23 protein-coding genes are annotated in these 24,099 nt (G+C 72.6%); 11 read left to right on the forward strand and 12 right to left on the reverse strand.

The features are described 5' to 3' along the window. Positions 1-48 precede the first annotated feature (48 nt). Together ACWBNA_RS14940 and ACWBNA_RS14945 are read right to left on the reverse strand one after the other, a co-directional pair. A complete protein-coding gene (locus tag ACWBNA_RS14940) occupies positions 49-1,575 on the reverse strand; it encodes a hypothetical protein (protein WP_482704816.1) in 1,527 nt (508 codons plus the stop codon). Positions 1,576-1,675: 100 nt separating this feature from the next. Beyond that, positions 1,676-2,371, reverse strand: coding sequence for a GntR family transcriptional regulator (locus tag ACWBNA_RS14945; RefSeq protein ID WP_482704817.1), 696 nt, complete (start codon positions 2,369-2,371; stop codon positions 1,676-1,678). Between the two features lie 165 nt (positions 2,372-2,536). Here ACWBNA_RS14945 and ACWBNA_RS14950 point away from each other — a divergent pair, with 165 nt between their 5' ends. Genes ACWBNA_RS14950 through ACWBNA_RS14970 form a run of 5 tightly spaced genes read left to right on the forward strand, consistent with a single transcriptional unit; the run spans position 2,537 to position 6,949 of the window. Then, positions 2,537-3,838, forward strand: coding sequence for an MFS transporter (locus ACWBNA_RS14950; RefSeq protein WP_482704818.1), 1,302 nt, complete (start codon positions 2,537-2,539; stop codon positions 3,836-3,838). Further along, positions 3,835-4,680, forward strand: coding sequence for a putative hydro-lyase (locus ACWBNA_RS14955; RefSeq protein ID WP_482704819.1), 846 nt, complete (start codon positions 3,835-3,837; stop codon positions 4,678-4,680). The genes ACWBNA_RS14950 and ACWBNA_RS14955 overlap by 4 nt, the downstream gene beginning before the upstream one ends. Positions 4,681-4,698: 18 nt before the next feature. Beyond that, on the forward strand, positions 4,699-5,457 hold the full coding sequence (locus ACWBNA_RS14960) for a LamB/YcsF family protein (protein WP_482704820.1): 759 nt from the start codon (positions 4,699-4,701) through the stop codon (positions 5,455-5,457). Then, positions 5,454-6,083 (forward strand): 5-oxoprolinase subunit PxpB, encoded by a 630-nt coding sequence (gene pxpB, locus ACWBNA_RS14965; RefSeq protein WP_482704821.1) that lies wholly within the window; start codon positions 5,454-5,456, stop codon positions 6,081-6,083. Before ACWBNA_RS14960 ends, pxpB begins: the two co-directional genes overlap by 4 nt. After that, on the forward strand, positions 6,080-6,949 hold the full coding sequence (locus ACWBNA_RS14970) for a 5-oxoprolinase subunit C family protein (protein WP_482704822.1): 870 nt from the start codon (positions 6,080-6,082) through the stop codon (positions 6,947-6,949). Before pxpB ends, ACWBNA_RS14970 begins: the two co-directional genes overlap by 4 nt. A 4-nt stretch (positions 6,950-6,953) precedes the next feature. On the opposite strand, the gene ACWBNA_RS14975 is transcribed toward ACWBNA_RS14970, so the two are convergent. From ACWBNA_RS14975 to ACWBNA_RS14995, 5 genes are all read right to left on the reverse strand, one after another. Next, positions 6,954-7,868 (reverse strand): SGNH/GDSL hydrolase family protein, encoded by a 915-nt coding sequence (locus ACWBNA_RS14975; RefSeq protein WP_482704823.1) that lies wholly within the window; start codon positions 7,866-7,868, stop codon positions 6,954-6,956. Continuing rightward, a complete protein-coding gene (locus tag ACWBNA_RS14980; protein WP_482704824.1) occupies positions 7,865-9,022 on the reverse strand; it encodes a glycosyltransferase in 1,158 nt (385 codons plus the stop codon). Before ACWBNA_RS14980 ends, ACWBNA_RS14975 begins: the two co-directional genes overlap by 4 nt. Next, positions 9,019-10,146: a glycosyltransferase family 4 protein gene (locus ACWBNA_RS14985; RefSeq protein WP_482704825.1), complete on the reverse strand. Its 1,128-nt coding sequence runs from the start codon at positions 10,144-10,146 to the stop codon at positions 9,019-9,021. The genes ACWBNA_RS14980 and ACWBNA_RS14985 overlap by 4 nt, the downstream gene beginning before the upstream one ends. Before the next feature lie 139 nt (positions 10,147-10,285). Then, complete coding sequence (locus ACWBNA_RS14990; RefSeq protein ID WP_482704826.1) at positions 10,286-11,704, reverse strand: HEAT repeat domain-containing protein; 1,419 nt, start codon at positions 11,702-11,704, stop codon at positions 10,286-10,288. A gap of 300 nt (positions 11,705-12,004) precedes the next feature. Beyond that, positions 12,005-12,397 carry an ankyrin repeat domain-containing protein gene (locus tag ACWBNA_RS14995; protein ID WP_482704827.1) on the reverse strand — a complete coding sequence of 131 codons (393 nt, stop codon included), beginning with the start codon at positions 12,395-12,397 and terminating at the stop codon, positions 12,005-12,007. A gap of 260 nt (positions 12,398-12,657) precedes the next feature. Between ACWBNA_RS14995 and ACWBNA_RS15000 the strand changes: the two genes are divergently transcribed. Then, complete coding sequence (locus ACWBNA_RS15000) at positions 12,658-12,852, forward strand: hypothetical protein (RefSeq protein WP_482704828.1); 195 nt, start codon at positions 12,658-12,660, stop codon at positions 12,850-12,852. A gap of 36 nt (positions 12,853-12,888) precedes the next feature. Further along, a complete protein-coding gene (locus ACWBNA_RS15005) occupies positions 12,889-14,628 on the forward strand; it encodes a P-loop NTPase family protein (RefSeq protein ID WP_482704829.1) in 1,740 nt (579 codons plus the stop codon). A gap of 65 nt (positions 14,629-14,693) precedes the next feature. Here the strand turns inward: ACWBNA_RS15005 and ACWBNA_RS15010 are convergent, their stop codons facing one another. After that, positions 14,694-16,199: an SCO1417 family PLP biosynthesis transcription factor gene (locus ACWBNA_RS15010; RefSeq protein WP_482704830.1), complete on the reverse strand. Its 1,506-nt coding sequence runs from the start codon at positions 16,197-16,199 to the stop codon at positions 14,694-14,696. Positions 16,200-16,263: 64 nt separating this feature from the next. On the opposite strand from ACWBNA_RS15010, the gene yczE reads away from it, so the two are divergent. The 4 genes from yczE (at position 16,264) to ACWBNA_RS15030 (ending at position 19,789) form a co-directional block, all read left to right on the forward strand. After that, complete coding sequence (gene yczE / locus ACWBNA_RS15015) at positions 16,264-16,962, forward strand: membrane protein YczE (RefSeq protein WP_482704831.1); 699 nt, start codon at positions 16,264-16,266, stop codon at positions 16,960-16,962. Next, positions 16,959-17,726: a glycerophosphodiester phosphodiesterase family protein gene (locus tag ACWBNA_RS15020; RefSeq protein WP_482704832.1), complete on the forward strand. Its 768-nt coding sequence runs from the start codon at positions 16,959-16,961 to the stop codon at positions 17,724-17,726. The genes yczE and ACWBNA_RS15020 overlap by 4 nt, the downstream gene beginning before the upstream one ends. A 64-nt stretch (positions 17,727-17,790) precedes the next feature. Next, on the forward strand, positions 17,791-19,146 hold the full coding sequence (locus ACWBNA_RS15025) for an MFS transporter (protein ID WP_482704833.1): 1,356 nt from the start codon (positions 17,791-17,793) through the stop codon (positions 19,144-19,146). 268 nt (positions 19,147-19,414) lie between these two features. After that, positions 19,415-19,789 carry an RNA polymerase-binding protein RbpA gene (locus tag ACWBNA_RS15030; RefSeq protein WP_003977404.1) on the forward strand — a complete coding sequence of 125 codons (375 nt, stop codon included), beginning with the start codon at positions 19,415-19,417 and terminating at the stop codon, positions 19,787-19,789. Between the two features lie 132 nt (positions 19,790-19,921). Here ACWBNA_RS15030 and fxsA read toward each other — a convergent pair whose 3' ends face one another. The 4 genes from fxsA to ACWBNA_RS15050 all read right to left on the reverse strand — a co-directional run bounded on the left by fxsA (position 19,922) and on the right by ACWBNA_RS15050 (position 24,002). Next, the gene (gene fxsA, locus ACWBNA_RS15035) at positions 19,922-20,482 is read right to left on the reverse strand and encodes an FxsA family membrane protein (protein WP_482704834.1); all 561 of its coding nucleotides are present in this window, start codon (positions 20,480-20,482) and stop codon (positions 19,922-19,924) included. A gap of 72 nt (positions 20,483-20,554) precedes the next feature. Beyond that, positions 20,555-21,355 carry a polyprenol monophosphomannose synthase gene (locus ACWBNA_RS15040; RefSeq protein WP_482704835.1) on the reverse strand — a complete coding sequence of 267 codons (801 nt, stop codon included), beginning with the start codon at positions 21,353-21,355 and terminating at the stop codon, positions 20,555-20,557. 557 nt (positions 21,356-21,912) lie between these two features. Further along, positions 21,913-23,514: an amidohydrolase gene (locus ACWBNA_RS15045; protein ID WP_482704836.1), complete on the reverse strand. Its 1,602-nt coding sequence runs from the start codon at positions 23,512-23,514 to the stop codon at positions 21,913-21,915. A 47-nt stretch (positions 23,515-23,561) separates the two neighbouring features. Then, on the reverse strand, positions 23,562-24,002 hold the full coding sequence (locus ACWBNA_RS15050; RefSeq protein WP_482704837.1) for an Lrp/AsnC family transcriptional regulator: 441 nt from the start codon (positions 24,000-24,002) through the stop codon (positions 23,562-23,564). Positions 24,003-24,099: the final 97 nt, after the last annotated feature.

Raw genomic sequence — 24,099 nt, forward strand, 5'->3', positions numbered from 1 at the left:
GGGGAACCGCGTGACCAGCCGCAGACGGCCGGCAGCCGAAAGACACCATCAAGCGGCCTCCGTCCTGCCGGCTGCCATCCCCACCGCGTCCAACAAGGCCGTCCCCACGATCAAATCGGCCCCGCCGAACTCGGGGTCGTCCAACTCCACCCCGTCGTCCACGGCGAACAACAGCTTCTCCTCGCCCTGCCGGTACGCCGTACCGACCGGTGGACTGGCCGCGTGCACAGCCAACAGCGCGACGAGGTACGGCAGATCGGGATCCCGGCGCCGGGCCTCGGCCAGCAGCCCCGAAAGCCTCCGCGGCGCGTCCGCCGGCAGATCGAGCAACTCCATCGCCGAAGCCAACTGCTCCTCGCTGAACCGGCTGTCGTCCGGCGTGGCGATGAGATCCGGTTCCGGCATCTCCGCACCGAGATGCTCCCGCTCCATCGGCGGCGTCAGCAGTATGTCGACGAGGTCCCCCACCCGCACCGACACCGGCGTGCGCAGCCCCGTCCCGCGCGCGAAGAAGGCGTCCGTGACCCGGACCGCCTGCTCCAGGGCCAGGGGCAGGAGCGGCGCGAGCAGATGCCCGTACAGGTCCGTGCCCGACGTCGTCATGGGCGTGGCGAAGGCCTGCCGGTCCTGCTCGGCGCGGAAGAGCGGCCCGGCCTCCAGCAGCCGGGACTGCAACTGGGTGTGCCGTCGGATGCAGTCCTTGACGATGTCCACCAATTCGGCGGCACGTCGCTTCTGTTCCGGGTCCTCGGACTCGTCACGCGCCTTGCGGATGTTCGTGAGGATCGCGTTCTCGTGGCGGTACCGGTCGGCGACGTGGTCGAGGGCCTCGGCGATCATGTCGGGGACGGTGTTGAGCCAGTCCACCGCGCGGACGTTGCGCCGGGTCGCGTCCAGCGCTCTGCGCAGCGTCTCCGAGTACTGCACCGTGCGGTAGCGGGCCTGTTCGGCGGCCAGCTGGGCGTCGGCGAGGCGGCCCCGGCTGATCAGCACCTCCAGCTTGACCTCGGCGGCGATCTGCGCGCTGGTGACATCGGTGTCGAGGGCGCCGACGAGGACGTTGACCGCCTCGTCCGTCGTACGGAGATAGACCGAGCCGCCGGGTCCGGGCACCTCCTCGATCAGCTTGAAGTCGTAGTCGCGGCGCACATATGTGCCGTCCTGCGCGAACGTGCCGTACACCGCGCGGAAGCCGCGGTCCACGCTGCCGACGTTGATCAGGTTCTCCAGGACCCAGCGGGCCACCCGCTCGTGCTCGGCGACGGGCCGCTGCGGGGCCTGGGCGGCGATGCGCGGGATGAGCCGGGCCACGATCTGGTCGTGGTCGGCGCCGGTGTCGAAGTCCATGTTCAGGGTGACCAGGTCGATGGCCGCGAGGGCCACCTCCGCCATGCCGTACACCGAGTACTCGCCGGCGAGGTTGGCCTTGCGGGCGTCGAGGTCGTGCAGCGGCGCGGTGCAGGCGAGCGCGCGCAGCCGCCGCGCCAGTCCCTCGTCGGCGGCCGGGCCCGGTGCGGGGCGCGGCCCCGCGCTGAGCTGGGGCGGAACGCTGTCCGTCGATGCAGGCGAAGTCACGGTGCACAGACTAGGTCCTCGGTCTGACAACGACCCAAACGACGCAGATGCGACCCGGCCGTCCCGGCGTCACGGTGGTCACACCATTGCGGCGGCCTGGCTACCCGTCCTCGCCGACCCGCCGCCGGTACACCTCGACGACCCGCTCCAACGAGTCGCCGAGATACACCGCCAGCAGTTTCTCTGCCTCGTCCTTGTCCCCCGCCTCCAGCGCCCGCAGGATCTGCTGGTTGCGGGCGAGGTACGGCTCGTGAAGCCGGCGCGGGTCGTCCACCACGTGAAAGGCCAGGCGCAGTTCGGCGAACACGCTGCGCATCAGCTCGTCGGTCCGGTCGCTCGCCGCGAGCGCGACCAGCTCCCGGTGGAAGTGGATGTTCGCCGTACCGAGGACTTTCCAGTCACCGTCCCGCGCCGCGCGCTGCCCCTCCGCCACGGCCTGCGCGAGACGTTCCAGAGCGTACGGCGGCTCGCCGAGACCCCGTACGACAGCACACTCGACGAGGCCGCGGGTCCGGTAGATGTCCTCCACGTCCTCCACGGTCAGGACCCGGACGAAGACGCCCCGGTTCAACTCGTGGACGAGCAGGCGCTCGTGCGTGAGCAGCCGGAACGCCTCGCGCAGCGTGTTGCGGGAGACGCCGAGCGCGCCGCCGATGCTGTCCTCCGACAGCCGCGTCCCGGGCGGGAAGAAGCCCTCGGCGATACGGCTCCTGAGGATGTCCGAGACTCGTTCGGCCGTGCTCGTGCGGCCCAGGAGGGCACGGTCGTCGGCCAGTCCCGCCAGCTGCTCTGCCATGCCCGGAATTCAATCGCAGATACAAGAACGAAACAACATAGGTATTGAAGGATCGTTCAACGATCCTCTACCTTGCTGAGAACGGCGCATCCCCACCGCGGCGTCGCCCCCGCACGGCACGGCTCACTCCCCAAGCACCCTCCGTCCTCCTTCTGCGAGGTGCCCATGAGCACGACCCCTCCACCGCAGGCCCTGCCCACCGACGCCCAGCCCGCGCCGGACGAACACCTCGACGACGAAGGGGCGTTGGGCTGGCTGCGCGCCCTCGGACCGCGCGGTCGCCGCGCCTTCGCGGGCGCGTTCGGCGGCTATGCCCTGGACTCCTACGACTACTTCACGCTGCCGCTGAGCATGGTCGCGCTGGCCGCCTACTTCGGCCTGGACAGCGGCCAGACCGGCCTGTTCACCACCGTGACCCTCGTGGTCTCCGCGGTCGGCGGCGCCCTCGCGGGTGTGATGGCCGACCGGGTCGGACGCGTCAAGGCGCTGATGATCACGGTGATCACCTACGCGGTCTTCACGGTCGCCTGCGGTTTCGCACCCAACTACGAGACGCTGCTGGTCTTCCGCGCCCTCCAGGGCCTCGGCTTCGGCGGCGAGTGGGCGGTCGGCGCGATCCTGGTCGCCGAGTACGCGAGCGCCAAGCACCGGGGCCGCACGCTCGGCGCGATCCAGAGCTCCTGGGCCGTCGGCTGGGCACTCGCCGTGATCATGTACACGCTGGTGTTCTCGTTCGTCGGCGACGACCTGGCATGGCGGATCATGTTCTGGACCGGTGCGCTGCCCGCGCTGCTGGTCATCTGGATGCGGCGCAAGGTGCAGGACGCGCCGGAGGCGATCGCCGTACGCGAGCAGAGCACCGGGAAAGGCTCGTTCACGGCGATCTTCAAGCCCGGCCTGCTGCGCACCACGTTCTTCGCGGTCCTGCTCTCCACCGGCGTCCAGGGCGGCTACTACACCCTCGCCACCTGGGTGCCGACGTACCTGAAGACCGAGCGCGGTCTCTCCGTGGTCGGCACCGGCGGCTACCTGACGTTCCTGATCTCCGGCGCCTTCCTCGGCTATCTCACCGGCGGCTACCTCACCGACCGGCTCGGCCGCCGGCGCAACATCTGGCTGTTCGCCCTGCTGTCGGCCTTGTGCATCCTGGCGTACGCGAACATTCCGAGCGGTTCCAACACCCTGCTCCTGGTGCTCGGTTTCCCGCTCGGGTTCTGCATGTCGGCGATCTTCAGCGGCTTCGGTTCCTTCCTGAGCGAGCTGTACCCGACGGCGGTGCGCGGCACGGGGCAGGGCTTCACGTACAACACCGGTCGCGCGGTGGGCGCCGTCTTCCCGACCACGGTCGGCTTCCTGGCCGACAGCTGGGGTGTCGGCGGCGCGCTGGTCTTCGGCGCGATCGGATACGGCCTCGCCGCCCTGGCACTGCTGGGGCTGCCGGAGACGCGCGGAAAGGAGCTCGCGTGAACCGCACGGAAGACCGAGCCCTCACGGTGACGAACGACCGCCCCCTGACCCTCCTGGACGAGCACGCGCACGCGTGGCGGCCGGCGGACGCCCGGACCCGCTTCCGCGCAGGGCTCGCCGGCCCCACCGCCGGCGTCGCGGCGGGCCACACCCAGGCCAACCTGATCTCGGTGCCCGCCGACTGGGCGTACGACATGCTGCTGTTCTGCCAGCGCAATCCCAAGCCCTGTCCGGTGCTGGACGTGACGGACGCCGGCTCCTGGACGACCGTCCTCGCGGACGGCGCCGACCTGCGCACCGATCTGCCGCGCTACCGCGTGTGGCAGGACGGCGAGCTGGTCGACGAGCCGACCGACGTGCGGGCGCACTGGCGCGGCGACCTGGTGTCGTTCCTGATCGGCTGCAGCTTCACCTTCGAATGGGCGCTGTCCGAGGCGGGCGTCCCGATCCGCCACGTCGAGCAGGGCCGCAACGTCCCGATGTACGTCACCAGCCGCCAGTGCCGCCCGGCGGGGCGGCTGCACGGGCCCATGGTGGTGTCCATGCGTCCGGTGCCGCCGGAGCACGTGGCGACGGCGATCCGGGAGAGCAGTCTGCTCCCGGCGGTGCATGGCAGCCCCGTGCACTGCGGGGATCCGGCGGCGCTCGGCATCGACGATCTCGGCCGTCCCGACTTCGGCGACCCGGTGGCGGCCGAGCCGGACGACATCCCTGTGTTCTGGGCCTGTGGAGTGACCCCGCAGGCCGCCGTGATGGCCTCGCGCCCGCCGTTCGCCATCACTCACGCACCGGGACAGATGTTCCTCACCGACGCCCGCGACGAGCAGTACCGCGTGGCCTGAGCAGGAGACACTGGACACATGACCTCGATCGATCTGAACGCCGATCTCGGCGAGGGCTTCGGCCGCTGGCGGCTGACCGACGACGACCAGTTGCTGACCGTCGTCACCAGCGCCAACGTCGCCTGCGGCTTCCACGCCGGGGACCCGGCCACCATGCGGCGGGTGTGCGAGCTGGCGGCCGCGCGCGGGGTACGGATCGGCGCCCAGGTCTCCTACCGGGACCTGGCGGGGTTCGGGCGGCGCGCGATGGACGTGCCGCCCGCCGAACTGGCGGCCGAGGTGGCGTACCAGATCGGCGCCCTGGAGGTGTTCGCGCGCGCCGCGGGCTCGCGGGTGTCGTACGTCAAGCCGCACGGCGCGCTCTACAACCGTGTCGTGCACGACGAGGAGCAGGCCGGCGCGGTCGTCGCCGGCGTGCTCCTCGCGGGCGGCACGCTGCCCGTGCTGGGCCTGCCCGGCTCACGCCTGCTGGAGCTGGCCGGGAACGCGGGCCTTCCTGCCGTCACGGAGGCGTTCGCGGACCGTGCGTACACCGACGCCGGCACGCTCGTGCCGCGCGGCCGGGACGGTGCCGTGCTCACCGACCCGGAGGCGGTCGTGGAGCGCTCGCTGGGCCTGGCTCGGGCCGGTGGCGTCATCTCGCAGTCCGGGGCGCTCATCGAGGTGCGTGCGCGTTCTCTGTGCCTGCACGGGGACACGCCCGGCGCGGTGGACCTGGCCCGCCGGGTCCGGGAGCGGCTGGAGTCGTCGGGCGTCAAGGTGGAGGCCTTCGTATGAAGGCCCTGCCCGTGGGTGACAACGCCCTGCTCGTCGAGGTGGCCTCGGGCGAGGAGGCCCAGGCCCTGCACGCCGAGCTGGTGCGCCGCCGCGCGGAGGGCTCGCTGGCGGTCCGCGAGATCGTCCCCGCCGCCCGCACGGTCCTCCTCGACGGCCTCGACGACCCGGGCCGCCTGGCGTCCGAACTGACCGCCGCCGAAGTCCCGCCCGAGCCTCCGCGCGCGGGTGACGTGATCGAGCTGCCGGTGCGCTACGACGGCCCCGACCTGGCCGACGTCGCCGCTCTGTGGGGCGTCCGTGAGGCGGAGGTGGCCCGTATCCACGCGAGCACCGAGTTCCGGGTCGCCTTCTGCGGGTTCGCCCCCGGCTTCGGCTACCTCGCCGGCCTGCCGTCACGGTACGACGTGCCGCGCCGGGCCACGCCGCGTACGGCCGTCCCGGCGGGCTCGGTGGGGCTGGCGGGCCCGTACACGGGCGTGTACCCGCGCTCGTCGCCGGGCGGCTGGCAGCTGATCGGCACCACGGACGCCGTGCTGTGGGACCACGCGCGCGTACCGGCCGCCCTGCTGTCGCCGGGCACGCGCGTGCGCTTCGTTCCGACGGGACCGCAGGGGGCGTCATCATGACGGACCGCGCTCTCTTCGTCGTACGCGCCGGAGCGCTCACCACCGTCCAGGACCGGGGCCGCCCCGGGCACGCCCACCTGGGTGTGCCCCGCTCCGGCGCGCTGGACGGACCGGCGGCCGGCCTCGCCAACCGGCTGGTCGGCAACCGCCCCGAGGCCGCCGTCCTGGAAACCACGCTCAACGGCTGCGCGGTACGGCCCCGCTCGACGGTCACCGTGGCCGTGACGGGCGCGCCCTGCCGGGTGACCATGGACGGACACCCGGCCGCCTGGGGCGCGCCGGTGCGCGTGCCCGCCGGTGCGCTCCTGGACGTCGGAGCGGCCGTCTTGGGGGTCCGCAGTTATGTGGCCGTCTCCGGCGGCGTCGCCGTGGAGCCGGTGCTCGGCAGCCGCTCCACGGACCTGCTGTCCAGGCTCGGCCCGCCTCCCCTCAGCGACGGCGCGGTGCTGCCCCTGGGGAGCCCTGAAGAGCTCCACGCGCGCGTGGACGTCGCCCCGCAGCCGGCGCCCCCGGCCGAACTCGTCCTGCGCGTGACGCTGGGCCCGCGCGAGGACTGGTTCACGCCGGAGGCGGTACGGGCCTTCACCTCGCGCACGTTCCGGGTGTCCTCCGCGAGCAACCGCATCGGACTGCGCACCGAGGGGCCCGCCCTGGAGCGGGCCCGGCCCGGTGAACTCCCCAGCGAGGGCATGGTGCTGGGAGCCGTTCAGGTTCCGCCCGACGGCAGGCCCGTCGTGTTCCTCGCCGACCACCCGACCACCGGCGGCTATCCGGTGATCGGCGTCGTCCGCACGGCCGACCTCCCGGCCGCCGCACAGGCGGTACCGGGCACGCCGGTGCGCTTCGTGGCCGTACGCCGCCGGTGAACTTCTAAGCGGCGCCCGGCTGCTCATCCGCCACCGACAGCGCGGCGAGCGCCGCGGACACCGCCGCGGAGGCCCGGAGATCGAGCCGGGCGCTCGTCCCGCGCGCGCGGTGCCGCACCTCGTCGGCGGCGAGTGTCAAAAGCTGCGGCAGCAGGTCGGTGCACCGCCTGGCCACCCATCCGGTGCCGGCGGTGGCCAGCCACCACAGGCTCGCCGACCTGGTGGGCGCGGGGAACTCGGGCTCGGAGGAAGGGGCGCTCCCCGTGGCGAGGCCGCTCTCTACCAACAGCGCGTGGAAGCGCACGGCCAGCTGCCTGTGCCCCCTCTCGCCGGGGTGCAGCCGGTCCGCGCTCCGCAGCGCGCGGTCCGTGAGCCAGGCGCCCTCACAGGCGTGCAGATGCACGGCCCCGTACCGCTCCGACAGCGCGTGCACCACGGCGTTGACCGCCCGCTGCCGCCGGGCCAGCGGACGCGCCAGGGCCCCCGGCAGCCCGAGCATCGCGCCGGGGTCCGGCAGACAGGCCGTGAGCAGGACCGCGCCCTGCCCGGTGAGGGCCGAGTAGACCGTGTCGAGGCGCGCGGCGACGGCCCGGACGTCGAAGGTGCAGCGCAGGGTGTCGTTGACCCCGATGACGACGGACGCGATGTCCGGCCGCAGCGCCAGCCCGGCGGGCAGCTGCCTCTCCAGCACGTCACGGGTCTGCGCCCCGCTCACCGCGAGGTTGGTGAACTCCACGGACGCGACGGACTCGACGGACCCCACAGACCCGACGGACCCGACGGACTCCACCGATCCGCAGGACTCCACGGTGAGCCCGCCGGCGAGCAGCGCGGCCCAGCCACGCCACCCCTCGCCGACGGGATCGCCCACACCTTCGGTCAGGGAGTCGCCGAGGGCGACGAACCGCGGCGGTCTCATGTCACACCTTTGGGCACGGAGGGCCGTACGGCCGCCACCGCGTCGTGCGCGTCGAGGAACGCGGCGACCGAGGTGTCCCACCCGAAACACTCGGCACGCGCGCGTGCGGCCTCCCGCCGCTCTTCCACGGGCCGGTCGAGGAGCATGTCCACCGCGTCCGCGAAGGCGCCCCCGTGGTCGGCCGCGACGGCTCCGGCGGAGCCGATCACCTCGGGCAGTGCGGACGAGGCGCTGGCCACGACGGGCGTGCCGCAGGCCATCGCCTCCAGGGCGGCCAGCCCGAACGTCTCGGCGGGTCCCGGCGCCAGGCACACGTCGGCCGACGCCTGCAGCCCGCCCAGCGACGCGTGGTCATAGACGTGTCCGAGGAACGTCACCGGCAACCCGCGCTCCCGCGCCCGCTGTTCGAGCCGCGTTCGCAGCGGCCCGTCACCGGCCACCACCAGCACGGCCCGCCGCCCGCGCCGTACCAGCGCCTCCAAGGCGTCCAGCGCGGTGCCGGGCCGCTTCTCCACGGACAGCCGGGAGCACATCACCAGCAGCACCTCGTCCACGCGCGCGTGCCGGGCACGCAGCCCGGGGTCGCGCAGTGCGGGGTGCCGCTCCACCAGGTCGACACCGAGCGGCGCCCGTACGACGTTGCGCGCCCCGATCCGCAGGAACTCCCGCTCGGCGAACTCCGTCGTGCAGACCACGCGCGCGTACGTGTGTGCCGTACGGACGTTGAGGGCGTCCGCGGCGCGCCGGGCGGCGCCCTGAGGCAGACCCCAGGTGCGCAGCACGCCGTCGGCGGTCTCGTGGGAGACCATCACGGCGGGGACCCGGGCGCGCCGCGCCCACGTGCCGGTCCACCTGAGCGTCGTACGGTCGGAGACCTCCAGACGGTCGGGGGCCAGCTCCTCCAGCAGCCGCGCCACGCGCCGCTTGTCGGTGAGGACGCGGTATCCGCCGGTGCCCGGCAGCAGCGGACCGGGCAGGGTGATCACCCGCCCCTGCTCGGTCTCCCGGTCGCCCGGGCGCTCACCGGGCACGATCAGCACCGGCTGGTGCCCGGCCGCCTTGAAGCCTTTGCCGAGCTCGCGCAGCGCGGTGCGCAGACCGCCCGAGGCCGGCGTGACGAAGTTGGCCAGCCGCACTATCCGCAACGAGCTCATGCCGCCACCACCGTCTTCCGCGCGGTGAGCACGCTCTCGTAGTGCCCGATCAGCTGGTCGCCGACGGCCGCCCAGGTGCGCCCCTCGACCGTCGCGCGCGCGGCGGCGCCGAACGCGGTGCGCAGGCGCGGGTCGGCGGCCAGGGACCACACGGCGTCCCGGACGGCGTCCGGGTCGCTCGGCGGGACCAGCAGTCCGGTACGCCCGTGGGCGACCAGGTCCAGCGGGCCCCCGGCGGCGGGCGCGACGACGGGCACACCGCTCGCCATGGCCTCCTGCACGGTCTGGCAGAAGGTCTCGAAGGGGCCGGTGTGGACGAAGAGGTCCAGGGAGGCGAAGATCCGGGCGAGTTCGTCGCCGGTGCGACGGCCCAGGAAGACCGCGCCCGGCAGTGCCTGGTCCAGGCTCGGCCGGCTCGGCCCGTCGCCGACGATCACGACCCGGACGCCGTCCAGGCCGCAGACACCGGCCAGCAGCTCGACCTGCTTCTCGGGGGCGAGCCGTCCGACGTAGCCGACGATCAGCTCTCCGTTCGGGGCGAGTTCGCGGCGCAGCTCCTCGTCCCGCAGGCCGGGGCGGAAGCGAGCCGTGTCCACGCCCCGCCGCCACAGCCGCACCCGGGGCACGCCGTGTGCCTCCAGGTCGTGCAGGGCCGGGCCGGAGGGCGCGAGGGTGAGGTCGGCGGCCGAGTGGACGGAGCGGATGCGCCGCCAGGCGGCGGCCTCCCCGGCGCCCAGGTAGGTCCGCGCGTATCCGGCGAGGTCGGTCTGGTAGACGGCCACGGCGGGAACGCCGAGCCGTGCGGCGGCCGCCATGCCGCGGACGCCGAGGACGAAGGGGCTCGCCAGGTGGACGACGTCGGCACGGTGCTCGACGATCGCCGCGGCCACGCGTCGGCTGGGGAGGGCGACGCGGACCTGGGGGTAGCCCGGGAGCGGGAGGGAGGGGACGCGGATGACAGGGCACGGCGCGAGGGCGTCGGGCCCGGTGCCGGCCGTGGCGGCCGGCGCGACGACGAGCGGAAGGTGACCGCGATCTACGAGGTGCCGGGCGGTCTGGAGCGCGCAGTGGGCCACGCCGTTCACGTCGGGGGGAAAGGATTCGGTCACGATGACGACACGCATACCGGTGTTCTCGCCGGGCTGGACGTGGCCGCGTCAACGTGGATCTTTCCGGACGAGGAACGTCGTGTGAGCGTTGCGCTGCACACCCGAGCGGGTCGGCCCGCGTCCATGCCCGCCTGACCCGCGGGTCACCGATCGTTCACATGGCGGGCGCGTCCGGTCCGATCCGGCTGCGTACCGCCGTCTGGACCTCGGCCTCCTCGGCCGGATCGGCGGCGAGCCTGCGCAGTCGCTCCACGACCCGGGCGTCACCGGTCTCGGCATGCCGGGCGGCGATCTCGCGCGTGGTCTCCTCGCAGTCCCACAGGCACTCGACGGCGAAGCCGGTGGCGAAGGAGGGGTCGGTGGCGGCGAGGGCACGAGCGGCCCGGCCGCGCAGATGGGACGAGGCGGTCTCGCGGTAGATGTGCCGGAGCACGGGGGCCGCGCAGGCGATGCCGAGGCGCCCGGTGCCGTCGACGAGGGTCCACAAGGTCGGCGCGTCGGGGCCTTCGCCCCGTACCGCCTCCCTGAGGGCCGCGAGGACGAGTTCGCTGTCCTGGGCTCCGCCCCGGCAGGCGAGCATCCGTGCGGCGGCGGCACCGAGGGGGTCGGGCCGGCGGGCCCAGCCGCGCGCCTGGTCCACCGCGGCGACGCTGCGCATGCGTTCGAAGGCGTCCACGGCGGCCTCCATCACGGCCGCCGAGCCGGTGACCACGGCGACCTCGATCAGGTGCAGGGCGTCCGGATCACCGCTGTCGGCGAGATAGCGCAACGCGGTGCAGCGGGCGCCGTCGGTGCCGTCCTTGGCAGCCCGGAGGATCTCCGGCCGGTCCTCGGGGCCGGCGACGGCCGTGAGGCAGCGGGCGGCGGGGACATGGAGCGCGGCACCGCGCTCGACGCCCTGCTGGGCCCACTCGAAGACGGCCTGCACGCTCCACCCCGGACGGGGTCCGGTTGGTCGCATCTGCCGTTGCCAGCGGTCGAAGCAGCCCGTCTCGTGAGCGGCACGCACACGCGTGGCGATGGATTCGCGCGGATCGTCGGCCCACAGGCGCCACGGCCGGGGCTCGAAGGCGTCCCGCACCGTCGCGGCCAGCTCGGCCTCGCCCTCGGCGTCGGTCGCGAAACGCGCCAGGACGGGGGCCGCGAGGGCCCGCAGTCCGGCGTCGTCGTCGCGCAGCGCCAGTTCGTCCAGGGCCCAGGCCCAGTTGGCGCCCGAGGCGGCGTACCTGCGCAGCAGTTCGAGCGCGTCCCGCCTGCCGTACGAGGCGAGATGGCCGAGGACGGCAAGGGTGAGGCCGGTGCGGGACTCCTCGGTGTCGAAGACGTCCTCGACATCGAAGAGGTGTGCCTCGATCTCGTCCAGCTCGCCGTTCAGGTCGAGGTAGAGACGGGCGTAGTAGAGGGAGCGGTTCTCCACCTGCCAGTCGTGGCGGGGATCACGCAGAACACAGTGGTTCAGCGCCGCGAGCGCTTCGGCGCGCGGTGCGGTGAGCGCGTGCAGTGTGCCGTCGCCGCGGCCCCGCTGAAGCAGGCCGAGCAGCGTGCCGCTGGGCGCTATGACCGGATCGAACATGGGAAACAGCCTCACATCAAGCGTCGACGCAACCGGGGACGTGCATTACCTGGCCGCGTGACAACACGTCGGGGCGCCCGCCGTTTCCTGCTTGCTGTAAGCCATCTTCCTCTGCCTCTCGTCGGTGGCCCATGCGGACCGCATCACGGTCCGCGCGGTGCGGCATCACCTGCCCGGCCATCACGTCCGTGAATCACGACGTCATGATGACTCGGCAGTTCCATCTACCGCGACCGAAATTTCGGCGGCCGGTTACCGCCTCCCCCGTTTTTCGTGTCCGCCCAGGTCAGGGCGTACGTGTCAGTGTGTGCCGAACAGTTCGAGCAGTTGTGTCTTGCCGAACATGCGTGCGGTGTCGACGGCCGACGGCGTGCCCGCGGCGGGGTCGGCACCGCCTTCCAGAAGCGCCTTGATCACTTCCTCCTCACCCTTGAAGACGGCCCCGGCGAGCGGGGTCTGGCCCCGGTCGTTGATCCGGTCGCCCTCGGCGCCGCGGGCGAGAAGGGCACGCACGGTGCCGGCGTGGCCGTGGTAGGCGGCGAGCATCACCAGGGAGTCGCCTCGGTCGTTGGTGAGGTTGGCCGGAACGCCCGCGTCGACGTACGCCACGAGTGCCTCGGTCTGCCCCTGCCGGGCCAGATCGAAGATCTTGGTCGCCAGCTCCACGACCTCGGGGTCGGGGGCTTCAGTCATCGGCCGGTCCGCCTCTCAGTACAACCGTTCAGGTGAATCGCCAGGGTACTGGCTCGTGCCGCACATGACCCGATGTGCCGGAGGTAAAGATCGTCGCAGGCCCGGCCGGGCGCAAGAGCCTGCCCAACCGGGCCAAGACGGCTCCGCCACCTGGGGGAAATCGTTGGAATTTCACCCAGTTGCACCTTTTATCGTATGGATACATCCTGTGATCCTGGAAGTACTCATGGTGACTGTCCCCACGAACCAGGAGAACGCAAATGATCCTGTCCATCTCAGGTGTGGTCCTGCTCGGAATCATCGTCTTCCTTTTCTTCAAGAAGGACGGACTCAAGGCCTCCCACGCCCTGGTGGCCGCACTCTTCGGCTTCTACCTGGCGAGCACGGCCATCGCCCCGAGCATCAAGGCAGGCAGCGAGAGCCTCGCGAGCCTCCTCGGCGGAATCAAGTTCTGACGCCCGCACGTCCGTACGCACCACCAGGAGACAGCAGTGGCCCGGCGCCCCCTCCCCCGCATCCTGAGCACAGGCAGCGCGCAGATCGCCCGGAGCCGGGAGCTGGCCCGGACGGCGGCCGACAGCGCCACCGACGTCCTCCACCCGCTGATCACGATCACCCGTGGTCTGCGCCGGCTGGCCTCGGCCGGGCGGCGCAAGTGGGCCGACACCCCCAAGGACAAGCGCGGACCGCTGCTTTTCCTGGTGGCGTCGGTGGTCCTGGTCGTGGCGCTCGCGCCGTACGGCCCGCTGCTCGCCGCCATCACCCTGATGGCGGCGGCAGCCTGGCAGGGCCGGGACCGCGGACAACCGGAACCCGACGGCCCCGACGAGTCCCAGACACAGCGCCTCCAGTCGCTGTACGAGGCCCTGGTGCCGTACTTCTCGGCCACCGAGGACCCGGCCCCGCTGTACTCCCACGGCGGCGAGTGGGACAAGGCCTTCCCCGCGTACGACTTCGACGCCACCGGCCGCATCACACACCTGCTGATCCACTACCCGGCGTACTTCACGGACGGCGAGGCCGAGTCCCGCGCCCGGATCGAGCAGTTGCTGCACGCCAAGTCGGGCCGCGACCGCGAGTACCACTTCACGTGGGACGAGCAGGACAACCAGCTCACGGTGACGGCCCTCGCCCCCCTGCCCACCGACATCGCCGCGCAGCGTTTCGTCACGTCCCCCGGCGAGACGGTCCTCGGCTTCACCGACCCGACCCAGGTCCGGCGCACCCTCCCCCTCGCCTACGGCGAGGAACAGCGCGACGTACCGCCGGTCGTCTGGCGCACCGGCATCCGCTCCACCGAGCCGCACCTGCTGGTCATGGGCCAGCCCGGCAGCGGCACCTCCACGCTGCTGCGCTCCATCGCCCTGCAGGCCCTCCAGTACGGCGATGTCGTGATCGTCGAGGGCGGCGGCACCGGCGAGTACGCCTGCCTCACCGGCCGGGACGGCGTCCTCGCCGTCGAGTGCGGGCTGGCCGGGGCGCTGGCGAGTCTGGAATGGGCGGCCACGGAGACCGAGCGCCGCCTGATCGCGGTCAACCGTGCCCGCCAGGCCGGCGACCCGCCGCCGGACGACACCAAACGCCCCCTGTGGCTCCTCCTGGACCGGCCGAGCGCCTTCGCCCACGTGGCCGCCGCGGACGGCCGCGAGGACCCGCAGACCCTGCTCCAGCTCCCGCTCCGGCACGGCCGCGCGGCCAACGTGACGGTGGTCGTCGCCGACCAGTTCGACAGCGCGGAGGCCCTCAGCGAGGCCGTACGCCAGCACACACGCGCGCGTGTCGTGCTCGGCCCGGCCACGGCCGACCAACTGGAAGCGGTCCTGGGCGCGCCCCCGCACACGACCCCGGTCGCCCACGTCCCGCCCGGCCGGGGCTACGCGCGCCTCGGCTCGGGCCCGGTCCACCGGCTCCAGGTCCCGTCCACGCCCGACCCGTACGACGAGGCGACGAGCGAGGCGGACCGCCAAGCGGTCCTGGCCCTGCTTCCGCCACGGACGACGCCGGCGGACGGCGAGCATCTGCCGGAGACGGCAGCGGTGGAGGCGGTGCCTACTGAGACTGTCCCCACGGACGTGGCAGCGACGAAGGCCGCGCCCACGGAGGTGGTACCGACGACGACCGTACCCACCGAGGTGGCGGTGACGAAGGCCGTCCCCACCGAGGTGGTAGCGACAAAGGCCGTACCCACGGAAGAAGTGCCGACGGAGGCCATGGCGGCGGAAGCACCGTAGCCGGGCGGTGGTGCCGCTGGGGCGGCACTGGTGGGCGCAGTCCCTCGCCGCCCGCCCGGCCCCGGTCACGCCACGAACGTGCGAGGCGCCTCTCCGCCCCCGGACCCCCCGCTCTCCACCAGCCGCGCCGCCGCGGCCAACCGCGACGCCGCCTCCTCGGCCACCGCGCCCCCCACGGTGAACGGCAGCCGCACATATCCCTCGAACGCTCCGTCGACCCCGAACCGCGGTCCGGACGGCACACGCACGCCCACCCGCTCGCCCGCCTCCGCGAGCCGTGACCCGGACAGCCCGCCCGTCCGCACCCAGAGGGTGAGCCCGCCCTTCGGCACCTCGAACTCCCAATCCGGCAGCTCCCGTCGCACGGCGGCCACCAGGGCGTCCCGGTTGTCCCTGGCCTGACGTCGTCGCACGTCCACGGCCTTCGCCCAGCCCCCCGTGCTGAACAGCCAGTTCACCGCCAGCTGTTCCAGCACGGGCGTGCCCAGATCGGCGTACGCGCGGGCGGCGACGAGGCTGCGGATCACGTCGGGAGCGGCGCGCACCCACCCGATCCGCATCCCCGCCCAGAACGCCTTGCTGGCCGAGCCGACCGTGACGACCGTCGACCCGGCCGGGTCGAAGGCACACATGGCCCGCGGCATCGCGTCCGCGATGTCCTCGTCCAGCCACAGCTCGCTCATCGTCTCGTCGGCGACGAGCACCGTCCCGGCCGAGCGCGCGGACTCGACCAGCTGCCGCCGCTGGTCCTCGTCGGCGAGCGCGCCGGTCGGGTTGTGGAAGTCGGCGACGACGTACGCGATCCGGGGCGCGGCGTCCCGGAGTACCTGCCGCCAGCGGTCCATGTCCCAGCCGGTCAGCCCCTCGGCCATCGCGACGGGCACCAGCCGGGCGCCCGCCGCCCGCATCAGCTGGAGGATGTTGGCGTAGGAGGGCGACTCCACGGCGATGCGCTCACCGCGTCCCGCGAACAGGTGGCAGATGGCGTCGATCGCGCCCATCGCGCCGGTCGTCACCATGATCTGCTCGGGCATCGTCGGGATCCCGCGTGCGGTGTACCGTTCGGCGATCATCGCGCGCAGTGCGGGCAGCCCGGCCGGGTAGTCGCCGTGCGTGTGGGCGTACGGGGGCAGCTCCTCCAGGGCTCCCTGCACGGCTCGGGTCAGCCACGGCTCGGGGGCGGGGAGCGCCGCACAGCCGAGGTCGATCATCGAACCGAGGGCTTCGGGGGGCAGGGGTTCGAGGCCGCGGGCGGGCAGCGGGTTCCCGGCCGGCACCGCCGTCCAGCTGCCGGCCCCGCGCCGGGACTCCAGGAATCCCTCGCCGCGCAGGGCCTCGTACGCCGCCGCGACCGTCGTACGGCTGACGGACAGGGACAGCGCCAGTTCGCGCTCGGCGGGCAGCCTGGCGGCGACCGGCACCCGGCCCTCCAGCACCAGCAGCCGGATGCCGTCGGCCAGCGCCCGGTAGGCGGGCGGGCGGCGGGTGCCCGGGCCGGCCGGGCGGTCCTGCTGGGAGTTGAGCAGCCGGGCGAGCTGCGCGGCACCCATCGCCGAGGTCCACTGCCCCATGTAAATCAGTCCACCTTACCCGAATTGGCCATGGATGATGTTTCCACCCAAGCCACAGGGTGTCATGTGTCAGGCCACTGCGACCACACCAGAGGGGGACCACTTGTCCACGAAGAGCCCGAGCCGCGCCGGACGACGGTTGATCCAGCTGTACGTCGGTCTCGGGCTCTACGGGGCGAGTTCGGCGCTGCTCGTCGAGTCCGGTCTGGGCCTGGAACCCTGGAACGTGCTGCACCAGGGCCTGGCCGAGCTCACCGGCCTGACGATCGGCGTCGTGTCGATCTTCGTCGGCGCCGCGGTGCTGCTCCTGTGGATCCCGCTGCGCCAGCGCCCCGGCCTCGGCACCGTCTCCAACGTCTTCGTGGTCGGCATCGCCATGGACGGAACGCTCGCCGCGGTCCCCGCGGCACACACCCTCGCCGTACGCGTCCCACTCCTGCTGGCCGGGATCCTGCTCAACGGGGTGGCGACCGGCCTCTACATCTCGGCCCGCTTCGGACCGGGCCCGCGGGACGGGCTGATGACCGGCCTGCACCGGCGCACGGGCCGCTCGATCCGTCTGATGCGGACGGCCGTCGAGGTGGCGGTCGTCGTGACCGGCTTCGCCCTGGGCGGCACCATCGGCATCGGCACTCTGCTGTACGCGGTGTCCATCGGCCCGCTCGCCCAGATCTTCCTGCGCGTCTTCGCCGTCCCGTCGGCATCCGACGGCAGCACGGTCGTTGCCTCCGGGCAAGGGGGGCAGGCGATACTTCGACCGTGACCTCGCGGATACGCCACCCCTACCTCGACCATCCGGGCCCGATCGCCTTCGCCCACCGCGGCGGGGCGGCGGATGGTCTGGAGAACACGGCGCTGCAGTTCCGGCACGCGGTCGAGGCGGGCTACCGCTATCTGGAGACCGATGTCCACACCACCGCGGACGGCAGACTCGTGGCCTTCCACGACGCGACCCTGGACCGGATGACCGACGGGGCGGGCCTGATCGCGGACCTGCCCTGGAAGGACGTACGGCACGCGCGCGTGGCGGGCAAGGAACCGGTGCCCCTCTTCGAGGACCTTCTGGAGACCTTCCCCGAGGCGCGCTGGAACGTCGACGTCAAGGCGGAGCCGGCGCTGCTGCCCCTCCTGGAGCTCATCGAACGCACGAACTCCTGGGACCGGGTCTGCCTCGGCTCGTTCGCCGAGGCGCGCGTGGTCCGCGCCCAGCGACTGGCCGGGCCCCGCCTCGCTACGTCGTACGGCACCCGGGGCGTCCTCAACCTGCGGCTGCGTTCCTGGGGACTCCCGGCGGCCGTGCGCCGCTCCGCGGTCGCCGCGCAGGTGCCGGAGATCCAGTCGGGCATCCAGGTGGTCGACCACCGCTTCCTGCGCACCGCCCACGCGCTCGGCCTGCAGGTGCACGTGTGGACGGTGAACGAGCCGGAACGCATGCACCGGCTCCTGGACCTGGGAGTCGATGGCATCATGACCGATCACATCGACACACTGCGCAAGGTCATGGAGGACCGCGGCGTCTGGGGCTGACACCCCGGAAGCCCCCCGGCCGCACGCCCGCGCGCGGCACCTTCACGGGGAAGCGAGGGCACGGGTGGGCACCGACACCGTGCGGGCAAAATCGGCGGACGAGGCCGCCGAACGGCGGCGCGAACAGCGCGGCTGGTACTTCTACGACTGGGCCTGCTCCGTCTACTCGACGAGCGTCCTCACCGTCTTCCTCGGCCCCTACCTGACCTCGGTCGCCAAGTCGGCGGCGGACACGGACGGCTTCGTGCATCCGCTGGGGATCCCGGTGCGCGCCGGGTCCTTCTTCGCGTACTCGGTGTCCCTGTCGGTGGTGGTGGCCGTGCTGTTGATGCCCTTGGTGGGCGCAGCCGCCGACCGCACCGGCCGCAAGAAACCCCTCCTGGCGGCCGCCGCGTACACCGGGGCCGCGGCGACGACGGGCATGTTCTTCCTCGGCGGCGAGCGCTATCTGCTCGGCGGCGCCCTGCTGGTCGTCGCCAACGCCGCGCAGTCCGTGGCGATGATGCTCTACAACTCCTACCTGCCGCAGATCGCCCCGCCAGAGGAACGCGACGCCGTCTCCTCCCGCGGCTGGGCCTTCGGCTACGCGGCGGGTGCGCTGGTCCTGGTCGTGAACCTCGTCCTGTACAGCGGCCACGAGTCCTTCGGTCTCTCGGAGAGTGCCGCCGTCCGTATCTGCCTGGCCTCCGCGGGCCTGTGGTGGGGGGCTTTCGCCCTCATTCCGCTACGCCGGCTGCGTGATCGCCGCTTCGAGGCGAAGGCCGCTCGGGAGGCTACCGCTCCGGGCTTCCGCCAGCTCGCCGCGACCGTCCGCGACATGCGCCGCCGCCCGCTCACCCTCGCCTTCCTGCTGGCGTACCTCATCTACAACGACGGCATCCAGACCGTGATCTCCCAGGCGTCGGTGTACGGCTCCGAGGAGCTCGGCCTCGGACAGTCGACGCTCATCGGCGCCGTGCTGCTGGTCCAGGTGCTCGCCGTCGCGGGCGCGCTGACGATGGGAAGACTCGCCCGGACCTACGGCGCGAAGCGCACGATCCTGGGCTCGCTGGTCGCGTGGACGGTGACCCTGGGGGCCGGGTACTTCCTGCCGGCCGGCGCGCCCGGGTGGTTCTTCGTACTGGCCTCCGGGATCGGTCTCGTCCTCGGCGGCAGCCAGGCGCTGTCCCGGTCGCTGTTCTCCCATCTCGTGCCGCCCGGCAAAGAGGCCGAGTACTTCTCGGCATACGAGCTGAGCGACCGGGGCATGAGCTGGCTGGGCCCGCTGCTGTTCGGGATCACCTACCAGGTGACCGGAAGTTACCGGGACGCGATCATCTCGCTGGTGGCCTTCTTCGTCATCGGGTTCGTGCTGTTGGCGCGGGTTCCGGTGCGGCGGGCGATCGGCGACGCGGGCAATCCGATTCCCGAAAGGATTTAGCGTTCAACACGAAAGCGATGTAGTGTACGCGTTTGGCCTGCCAGGCGTACCGTTACTGCGCGTCAATGATGCCGAAACGCTGGGTCACATCTGCTAGCAGATGTGACAAACCGGGCACTGGTGGGTACAACAAGGGGCGGCTACGCCGGCGACGCATTGCCCGGGACGGGACCCGGAACGGGAATCTTTACCGCCGACCGGACGTTGAACCGGATGACGACGACAGCGACACCTGTCCTGTGGGCGACAAGCCCGGGAGGCACGATTCATGAGTGAGCGAGCTCTTCGCGGCACGCGCCTCGTGGTGACCAGCTACGAGACGGACCGCGGCATCGACCTGGCCCCGCGCCAGGCCGTGGAGTACGCATGCGAGAAGGGGCACCGGTTTGAGATGCCCTTCTCGGTCGAGGCGGAGATCCCGCCGGAGTGGGAGTGCAAGGTCTGCGGGGCCCAGGCACTCCTCGTAGACGGCGACGGCCCTGAGGAAAAGAAGGCCAAGCCCGCGCGTACACACTGGGACATGCTGATGGAACGGCGCACCCGCGAGGAACTCGAAGAGGTCCTCGAGGAGCGCCTGGCAGTTCTCCGCTCCGGCGCGATGAACATTGCGGTCCATCCGCGAGACAGCCGGAAGTCGGCGTAGTCCCTTCGGGGTCTGGGCGGACGAACAACGCACCAAAGTAACCGCGGGCGCCGTACGTGAGTTCACGTACGGCGCCCGCGGTTTCGCGTTCCGGTGCGGCCGAACGCTGAGCGCGTGATGCGGCCGGAGGGCTCAGCGCGTCAGTGGCGGACGCGGGTCCTGGGGCGCGTCCCCCGGCTCGTCCCTGATGACCTCGCCCTGGACCACCTTGCCGTCGGGGCGGTGCATCCGGGCCTGCTGAAAGGCGTCACCCAGGCTGCCCTGGGTGGCCTCCCGGAGCTTGCGGTCGACGGTGCGCTCCGCGTAGCGGCCGAGGGCCTTCTGCACCGGCGGGATCAGCAGGAGCAGGCCCAGCGCGTCGGAGATCAGGCCGGGGATCATCAGGAGCAGGCCGCCGAGCATCATGAGGCCGTTGCCGCCGCCGTTCGAACCCGAGGGGGCCCCGCCCCGCTGCAGCGCCTCGTTCAGGTTCTGGAAGGCGCGCCGGCCCGCCTGCTTGATGACCACCGAGCCGAGCACGAGGGCGGCGAGCAGCAGCAGGAACACCGTGATCCCGCCGGCCGCGCCGGCGACCACGGTCAGCAGCCAGATCTCCAGCACCAGCCAGGCGGCGACGCCCAGCGGCAGGAAGGTGCGCAGCCGGGAGCGCCGGGGCCGGGCGGGGTGCGTGGGAGTCGGAGCGCCAGTCGTCATGCTTCCAGTGTGCCTGGGCCCGGCTCAGCACGGGATAAGGGGACGATCAACCGGAGCTGTGAACGCGTACGGCTACGGCTGCGAGGGCTTGCCCCGGCCCGCGATCCTGCCGACCCGCTCCCCCACGCCCCACGTCGTGACCCGCCACAGGGCCTCCACGAGGATGTCGCGGCTCATCTTGGAGTCGCCGTGCTCGCGCTCGACGAAGGTGATGGGCACCTCGACCACGTGATAACCGGCCCTGACTGCGCGGCGGGCGAGGTCGACCTGGAAGCAGTAGCCCTGGGAGGCGACCTCTTCGAGGCCGAGGCCTTCGAGGGTCTCGCGGCGGAAGGCGCGGTAGCCGCCGGTGATGTCGCGCAGCGGAAGGTCCAGGGCGAGGCGGGAGTAGAGGCTGCCGCCGCGGGAGATGAACTCGCGGGACTTGGGCCAGTTCACGACCCGGCCGCCGGGCACCCAGCGGGATCCGAGGACCAGGTCGGCACCCTTGAGGGCGGTCAGCAGGCGGGACAGTTCCTCGGGTTGGTGCGAGCCGTCGGCGTCCATCTCGACCAGGACGCCGTAGCCGTTGTCCATGCCCCAGCGGAAGCCCGCCAGGTAGGCGGCGCCGAGGCCCTCCTTGCCCTTGCGGTGCAGGACCTGCACCTGGTCGTCCCCGACGGCCAGTTCGTCGGCGAGCTTGCCCGTGCCGTCGGGGCTGTTGTCGTCGGCCACGAGAACGTGCGCCTCCGGGACCGCCTTGCGCACCCGGCCCACGACCGCCTTGATGTTCTCCGCCTCGTTGTAGGTCGGAATGATCACCAACGCCGTGCCGAGCGGGCCGAACTGCCTCCCCCGGTCCTGTGCCGCGAGGGTCCCGTCGCCGTCGTTCACTGCTGCCCCTTCAAGTCCGTACGCAGAGGTCCACCATAGTGGCCGCCGCCTGCGATGACGTGACAGGACGTAAGTATGGTGGTGTCGTTTCCACAAAAGCGGGGTAAGAATGCCCTTTTCGGGACCGTGCGTGCCGCATCGAGGGCGGTGCGTGCTGCGGATGGGGGCCCGGCGCCCTTCGGGCCGACCTGGGACCCGCTGGCTGCGGATCGACCGAAAGCCGTTGTCTACTGAGCGCCCGGGCCCCACCCTGGTCACACCTCCCCGACCGGCCCGAACCTTCCCTCGTCGTGGCGCGGGCGCTGGGCCTGGCTGCCAGTGGCGGTGCCCCGGTGCGGCACACCGTCCCTGACCCAGCAGCGCGGCGGCGAGTGCGCGGATGTTCCCCGGTCGGGCGTCCGGTGGTGGACTCGGCCGAACCTACCGGCCCGCTGCCGTCGGCTGTCAACAGCCGTTTCACCTGCGCCTCTTCGGTCAAAGCCCTGGTCAGCGGCGAGGATACGCAGGTGACGCGACGGGGCGGCGACGACCGATCGGCGGTGCGCCGCCCCGGTAGATCACTCGCCCGGCCGTACGAACACGGTCCGTCCGCCCACCACGGTGCGCAGGCACACGGGGAGGTCACGGCCGGGGGTCAGGTCGGGCAGACCGGGGGTTCCGGAGCGGGGGTCGGTGGACCAGCGCGCGACCCGGTCGTCCGGGGCCTGGACCACGAGTTCCTCGGTGCGCCAGACGGCGTAGTCCGCGGGCGCGCCCGGCACCAGGACGCCCGCGTCGTCCCGTCCGACCGCCCGCCAGCCGCCGCGGGTGTGCGCCGTGAACGCGGCGCGCACGGAGACGCGGTGCTCGGGGGTCCGGTGGAAGGCGGCCGCGCGGACCGTGCCCCACGGGTCGAGGGGCGTGACCGGGCTGTCGGAACCGAAGGCCAGTGGGACGCCGGCCCGCAGCAAGGCCGCGAAGGGGTTCAGGGTGCGGGCCCGCTCGGCGCCCAGGCGCTGGGCGTACATGCCGTCCTCGCCTCCCCACAGCGCGTCGAAGGCGGGCTGGACGGACGCGGTCAGGCCGAGTTCCGCGAAGGCCGCGATCGTCTCGGGCGTGAGCATCTCGGCATGCTCGACACGGTGCCGGGCGGCCCGGACACGGGCGAGGCCGAGTTTCTCCGCGGCGGCGCGCACACCCTCGACGACGGCGGTCACGGCGGCGTCGCCGATCGCGTGGAAGCCCGCCTGGAGGCCCGCCTCGGTGCACGCGGTGACGTGTGCGGCCACCGCGGCGGCGTCCAGGTAGGCGGTGCCGGTGTGGCCGGCGTCGGTGTACGGCTGGTGCAGACAGGCGGTGTGGGAGCCGAGGGCGCCGTCCACGAACAGGTCGCCGGCCGCGCCGATCGCGCCCAACTCGCGCGCCTTGTCGATGTCCTGGTCGGCCCAGTAGCCGACCACCCGGGGCCCGGTCTCCTCGGCCGCGATCCGGAGCAGCCCGGTGAAGTCCTCCTCGGAGGAGATCTCCGGCCCCGCGCACTCGTGGACGGTTCCGATGCCGAGTGAGGCGGCGTGGGCGAGGGCGGCGCGCTGGGCCTCGGTGCGCTGCTGCGGCCTCACAGCGCCGAGGGCGGCGGCGCGTACGGCGTGGTGGGCGTCGGCGGTCAGCGGGGCGTCCGGAGCGTCGAGGCCGGGGGTCAGGTCCAGCAGGGCCGTCGTGACGACCGCCGAGTGGACGTCGATCCGGCTGAGGTACAGCGGACGTCCGCCGGTGGCCGCGTCGAGTTCGGCGCGGGCCGGGGGGCGGCCGCCGGGCCAGCGGGCGGCGTCCCAGCCGTGGCCGAGGAGCACGCGGTCGTTCGGGCGGGCGGCGGCGAAGTCCCGTACGAGCGCGAGGGCCGCGTCGAGGGACGGCGCGTCGGACAGGTCGAGGCCGGTGAGGGCGAGGCCGGTGGACGTGGTGTGCACGTGCGCGTCGGTGAACGCGGGGGTGACCAGCGCCCCGTCCAGGTCGATCACCGCGTCGACACCGTCCGCGAAGGCGTCGGCCGCGCCCTCGGAGCCGACCCAGGCGACTTGGCCGCGCTCCACGACCATCGCCGTCGCGAACGGGTCGGCGGGGCTGTGCACCTCGCCGCGGCGGAGGAGGACGGTGGTCGGTTCGGCGGTGCGTTCACTCATGAGGGACAGTTTCGCGCCTCGCCCGGGGCGCCCGGCACTCAGGTCGGTCAGATCCGGGGCGGCCGTGCCTCGTACGGCGTGGACAGCACCACCGTCGTCCGCGTGGACACCCCCGCCAGCGACCTGAGCCGGGCCAGCAGCTCCTCCAGGTCGTGCGGGGTGGAGACCCGCACCTTGAGGATGTAGTTCTCGTCGCCGGCGACGCTGTGGCAGGCCTCGATCTCGGGGACGCCGGCGAGGCGGTCCGCGATGTCGTCGGGGGCGCTGGGGTCGAACGGCTTCACGGAGATGAAGGCGGTCAGGGGCAGGCCGACGGCTTCGGGGTCGACCACCGCGGCATAGCCGCGGATGACCCCGCGCTGTTCCAGCCGGCGCACCCGCTGGTGCACGGCCGACGTGGACAGGCCGGTGGCCTTGCCCAGGTCTGTGTAGCTCATCCGCCCGTCCTTGACGAGCAACTGCACGATTTGCCGGTCGAGCTCCTCCATGGCGTAAGAACCTACAGTGCCGCTGATCTCCTCCGATACCTGAGCGGCGCAGGTCATGCCCGGTTCGTGATGCGGCAGGGGGCGGCCTGTGCGCCAT

It is taken from the genome of Streptomyces sp. Q2 (assembly GCF_056820935.1).